Source organism: Aeromonas sp. R10-2, from assembly GCF_040908445.1.
Lineage (GTDB): Bacteria > Pseudomonadota > Gammaproteobacteria > Enterobacterales > Aeromonadaceae > Aeromonas > Aeromonas veronii.
This window is the reverse complement of the sequence record NZ_JBFODS010000072.1, coordinates 1-4,521: the sequence shown is the minus strand read 5'-3', so window position 1 is coordinate 4,521 and position 4,521 is coordinate 1. Positions and strand designations below refer to the sequence as shown.

The following is a 4,521-nucleotide window of genomic DNA, read 5'->3' as shown; positions in this document are numbered from 1 at the left end:
CGGCGTTTTTCAAGATAGTTGTCGCGCAAAGCTGTTTTAAGCAGCCTCTTTTTGCTCCGGCTCGGGTTTCTCGGGCCGCTCCGGATTTAGCATCACGGCACCGATAGGTGTCCAGTCTCGCGTCTTGCCACTCCACCTCGCTGGGTGTTGTGCTCGGGCGGCCTGGTACACAGCATCCCGTTTCGCCAGCAGGGCTTTATCGTCACCCCGATGCCGCTCGTTGGGTGTGACGAAGCGGATACGGCTATGCCGGTGCTCTTCGTTATACCAGGCCATAAAGTCGCGCACCCACTCCCTGGCCGCTTCCAGACTGGCAAAGCCGTCTGATGGCCACTGCGGACAGTACTTCAGCGTCCTGAACAATGACTCCGAGTACGGATTATCGTTGCTGACCCGAGGCCGTCCCCGCGAGGGCGTGACACCCAGGTCATGCATCTTGGTCAGCAGCGTGACTGACTTCATTGGCGCGCCGTTGTCCGAGTGCAAGACCAGCGGCTGCTTCCAGCACTGCTCGCGGATGATGCTCCGTTGCAGCAACGCCGCCGCCCGTTCACCGCACTCTTGCTCATGCACTTCCCAGCCCACCCCTTTGCGGCTGTAGATGTCCTCTATCAGATAGAGGTAGTAATACTGGCCGCGCACGAGTGACGGCAAGTAGGTGATATCCCAGGACCACACTTGATTGGGCCCAGTCGCGGTATGGCTGGTTGGTACCGGCACATGGCGCGGTGGCTGGCTCCGGCCACGCCTGTGCTGCTGGTCAGCCGCCCGCAAGATGCGATAGAAGCTCGACTCACTGGCCAAGTAGCGCCCCTGGTCGGCCAGCCGTGGCACAATTTGACTCGGCGGCAACGAGGCGAACTCCTGGCTATTGCAGACGTCCAGCACGGCCTGCCGCTCCTCTGGGCTCAATGCATGAGCAGGTATGGAACGAACCGCATCCGGTCGCCTATCGGCACTCAGCTCAGGCCCGGCCAACCAGCGCTGGAGCGTGCGCAGACTCAGCCCCAACACCTCGGCCGCAGGATGCTTGCGGGCGCCAGCTTCAAGCGCTTCGCGCCACCATGCAACGTATTGCTGCCGCTCTGGCAACGAGGTCAGTTGTCCTCGTCGACGTTGCTCCAGTAGGCATCGAGCTTTTTTTGCAATATCAGCAGAGCTGCTGCCTCGGCCAGGGCCTTGTCTTTGCGCCGCAGCTCTTGCTCCAGTTGCCGGATACGCTTCTTGTCCGCTTTGGCCTGTGCCTTCTCCGCCTGTTGTAAGGTACGAGCGGATTGCTGGCCCAGAATACAGGCTTGGCGCCATTGCTGGACTTGCTCGGGATAGAGACCCTTACGGCGGCAGTACTCACTGAGTTCAATCTCGGAAAGCGCAGCGGTTTCCAGCACGACGGCGAACTTGGCCTCGGCGGGCCATTCATCGGTCAGTTTGTTGTCCCCGGGCACAGGAGACCCTCCGTCTTTGGCGTGTTTGCGCCAATTATACAGAGTGACCTCGCTGATGTTTTCCTGCCGAGCCAACTCGGCCACCGACATATTGATGGGCGGCAGCAGCTTCTTGAGCAAAGCAGCCTTGCGCTCACTTGAATAACGAGCCATTCGACACTCTTTATCCGCCCCCGGTCTTCACATTTAGATTATTCAGATTAGGCGACAACTATTCTGACACCGGGGGCGATAGAGCGGACGTTATCTGCATCGATATCTGCGGTGAGGCGGGTGACTCCCAGTGTGCTGGCGTGGGCGAACAGCAATCCCAGCGCCTCCGACATAAACCCTCTGCGCCAATAGGCCGCATTAAGCAGGCAGCCCACCTCGCAGCAGCGGCCCGCCTCGCTGAAACTGTGCAGGCCGCAGGTGCCGATCACCTTATTGCCCTCCCGCTCGACAATCGCCCACTCCAGCGACTCCCCCGTTTGCTCCAGCCGCACCACGCTCGCCATCAACTGCGCCACCATGGCGGGAGAGGTAAAGCAGGGATCAGAGGCAAACTCCATGGTCAGTGGATTGCCATAAATCTCGAACAGATCGGCAGTATCGTGCGGGCCAATGGTGCGCAGCACAATCCGAGTGCCGGTTAAGTCTGGCTTCATAAATTTCCTTGGGATGTGTTACGCCAGCAAAGATACAGGTAAAAAATGAGACAGCGTGAAAGTCGGTCTCTAAAGGCAATTGGTGCTATCACGAAATATTGTGACCGCGAACGTCCGATTACGCTTCGCTAATCTACGGGCTATTCGAACCTACGAGTAGACGCAACCATGGGCGCTCCGAAATAAGGTGAAAACTGCTACAAAAGTCTTTTTCTGACTCTCCATAGCTAACGCAGCTGGATAAATTGGCGCAGTCGCACGGCATGGGTTGCCCTAACGCCCGCTTAAGGGGCTGCCAACGCTACTACCAACTTTCCGCATAACACCATAACCACAAAAACCAAAGCATAGTAAAATGCCGCGCGTTGGCTGTCCCTCTTGAAGCGTTTGTTATACACGCCTATCGGTACGGAAGCCATCCAAATAGTAAATGTTATTATGTGAATTTTTTCCTAAACCGTGTACTTTTACGCCTTTTTCTACAATAACTGAAAGAGAGGATGCTCCATAAAGTGGAGGAAGAACGATATCTTGATCTACATAATAAGCATTATGTGAATCTATCTTTACTTCCTGTAAATAACTTTCTTTTGCCCCATCTTCCCACCTTTTAATTTCTGCTGGTGTAGCTGGTTTTGCTATTGAGAAGAATTGACTTTTAATTGATTCTAATAACTGAGCTTCATTTTCCTTACTTCGTTCCAGCTCATGCCCCATACTCCATATCTTTGACTGTGAAGCGCTTAATTGAGTTTGGAGGTTAGTCACTAATGAATCGTCAACTGGATTTAGAGTAGAACTAGGCTTGCTTTGCTCCAATTTTTTAATCGCTTGCTTTATTTTTGCACAACTTGTCGTAACTGCATCAACCATATCATTTAATGAATCATCGTATGTAGTAGTGGTGACACCCGCTAAATCAGTTGGCATTCGGAATGAGCTTTCTGTGGATTTTGGGATTAGGACGAAACATCTCTCTATCCCAAGAGCGCCAATGAATAAACCTAACTCGAAGAGAACATTATCGCGAACGCTACTATATGCATTTTGCCGTATTGTAGTTTTATCGTCTGGGTGAAATACAAATATACCGTAGTCTGTTTTCTTTGCTCTTTCGATCAATGACATAATTGTTATTGACGACAAATCAAAAGCATTATCCCACTGCTTAACTTGAGCATCGTATTCCATTTTAATATTGACAGCCTCTGCAACTGAGATCGCCTCAACTGGTAATCCCCCCGAAAAACTGAGGTGCTCATAAGTAGAATTTTCTCGTATCTTGAACGCAGGAGGTTCTACATGAAAACATCACGCTTTAGCGATGCACAGATCATCGCCATCCTCAAGCAGGCCGAGTCTGGTTCACCCGTCCCTGAGCTCTGCCGTGAGCATGGCATCAGCTCCGCCACCTTCTACAAGTGGCGCTCCAAATTCGGTGGCATGGATGCCTCTCTCATGGCGCGCCTCAAAGAGCTGGAAGAGGAAAATCGTCGCCTTAAGAAGATGTATGCCGAGGAGCGCCTAAAGGCTGAGATCATCTCCGAGGCGATGGCAAAAAAGTGGTGACGCCATCTGCCCGCAGGGAGATGGCGACCAAGGCTGTGGCTCATTACGCCATTTCTATCCGTCTGGCTTGCCAGGTGTTCAAGGTGAGCGAGGGTTGCTACCGTTATCAGCCCGTGCTGGCTGATGAAAACCAGGAGATTGCCGACTGGCTACTGCGCCTCACCGCCAACCAGCGCAACTGGGGTTTCGGACTGTGCTTCCTGTACCTGCGTAACGTCAAAGGCTTTGGCTGGAACCACAAGCGGGTCTACCGGATCTATCGGGCGCTAGAGCTCAATCTGCGGATAAAACCCAAGAAGCGGCTAGTACGCGCCAAGCCGGAGCCGTTGGCAGTCCCTGACCAACCGAATCACTGTTGGTCGATGGACTTTATGCATGACCAGCTCAGCGATGGTCGTTCGGTGCGGTTGTTTAATGTGATCGATGACTTCAATCGCGAAGCACTGTGCATCGAGGTGGATTTTTCCTTGCCTGCCTCGCGAGTCAAACGGGTGCTGGAGCAGGTCATCGAGTGGCGGGGCAAACCAGCCGCAATCCGCTGTGATAATGGTCCGGAATACATCAGCGAAGAGCTCAAGCAATGGGCGCAGCAGAAGAGGATTGCGCTGAGGTATATCCAGCCAGGCAACCCGCAGCAGAATGCCTACATAGAGCGATTTAACCGCACTGTGCGTTACGACTGGTTGGGCCATTACCTGTTTGAGTCACTGAATGAGTTACAGGAATTTGCCACGAACTGGCTGTGGGTTTATAACCATGAGCGGCCCAATATGGCGCTGGGCGGCTACACGCCGAAACAGCGCTTGGCACAGGCCGCATGACCTCTACTTTTGAGTGCTCCAAAAAATGGGGGGATTACC

General features: G+C 53.4%; 4 protein-coding genes. 1 reads left to right on the top strand and 3 read right to left on the bottom strand.

The window, feature by feature from the left end:
- Nucleotides 1–36: 36 nt before the first annotated feature.
- From AB5Y97_RS14975 to AB5Y97_RS14965, 3 genes are all read right to left on the bottom strand, one after another.
- A protein-coding gene (locus AB5Y97_RS14975; protein ID WP_088813959.1) for an IS3-like element ISAs20 family transposase occupies nt 37–1,598 on the bottom strand; the annotation gives its coding sequence in 2 pieces (ribosomal slippage) (nt 37–1,136 and nt 1,136–1,598; 1,563 coding nt in all).
- 47 nt (nt 1,599–1,645) lie between these two features.
- Complete coding sequence (locus tag AB5Y97_RS14970; protein ID WP_368158318.1) at nt 1,646–2,092, bottom strand: GNAT family N-acetyltransferase; 447 nt, start codon at nt 2,090–2,092, stop codon at nt 1,646–1,648.
- A 390-nt stretch (nt 2,093–2,482) separates the two neighbouring features.
- Entirely contained in the window at nt 2,483–3,313 is an 831-nt protein-coding gene (locus AB5Y97_RS14965; RefSeq protein WP_368158321.1) for a TIR domain-containing protein, read from the bottom strand.
- An 81-nt stretch (nt 3,314–3,394) separates the two neighbouring features.
- Here AB5Y97_RS14965 and AB5Y97_RS14960 point away from each other — a divergent pair.
- Nucleotides 3,395–4,482, top strand: a protein-coding gene (locus tag AB5Y97_RS14960) for an IS3-like element ISAs22 family transposase (RefSeq protein WP_088821966.1) whose coding sequence is annotated in 2 segments (ribosomal slippage) — nt 3,395–3,647 and nt 3,647–4,482 — 1,089 coding nt in all. Because the reading frame shifts where the segments join, the coding sequence is not laid out codon by codon here.
- The last annotated feature ends 39 nt before the right edge of the window (nt 4,483–4,521 follow it).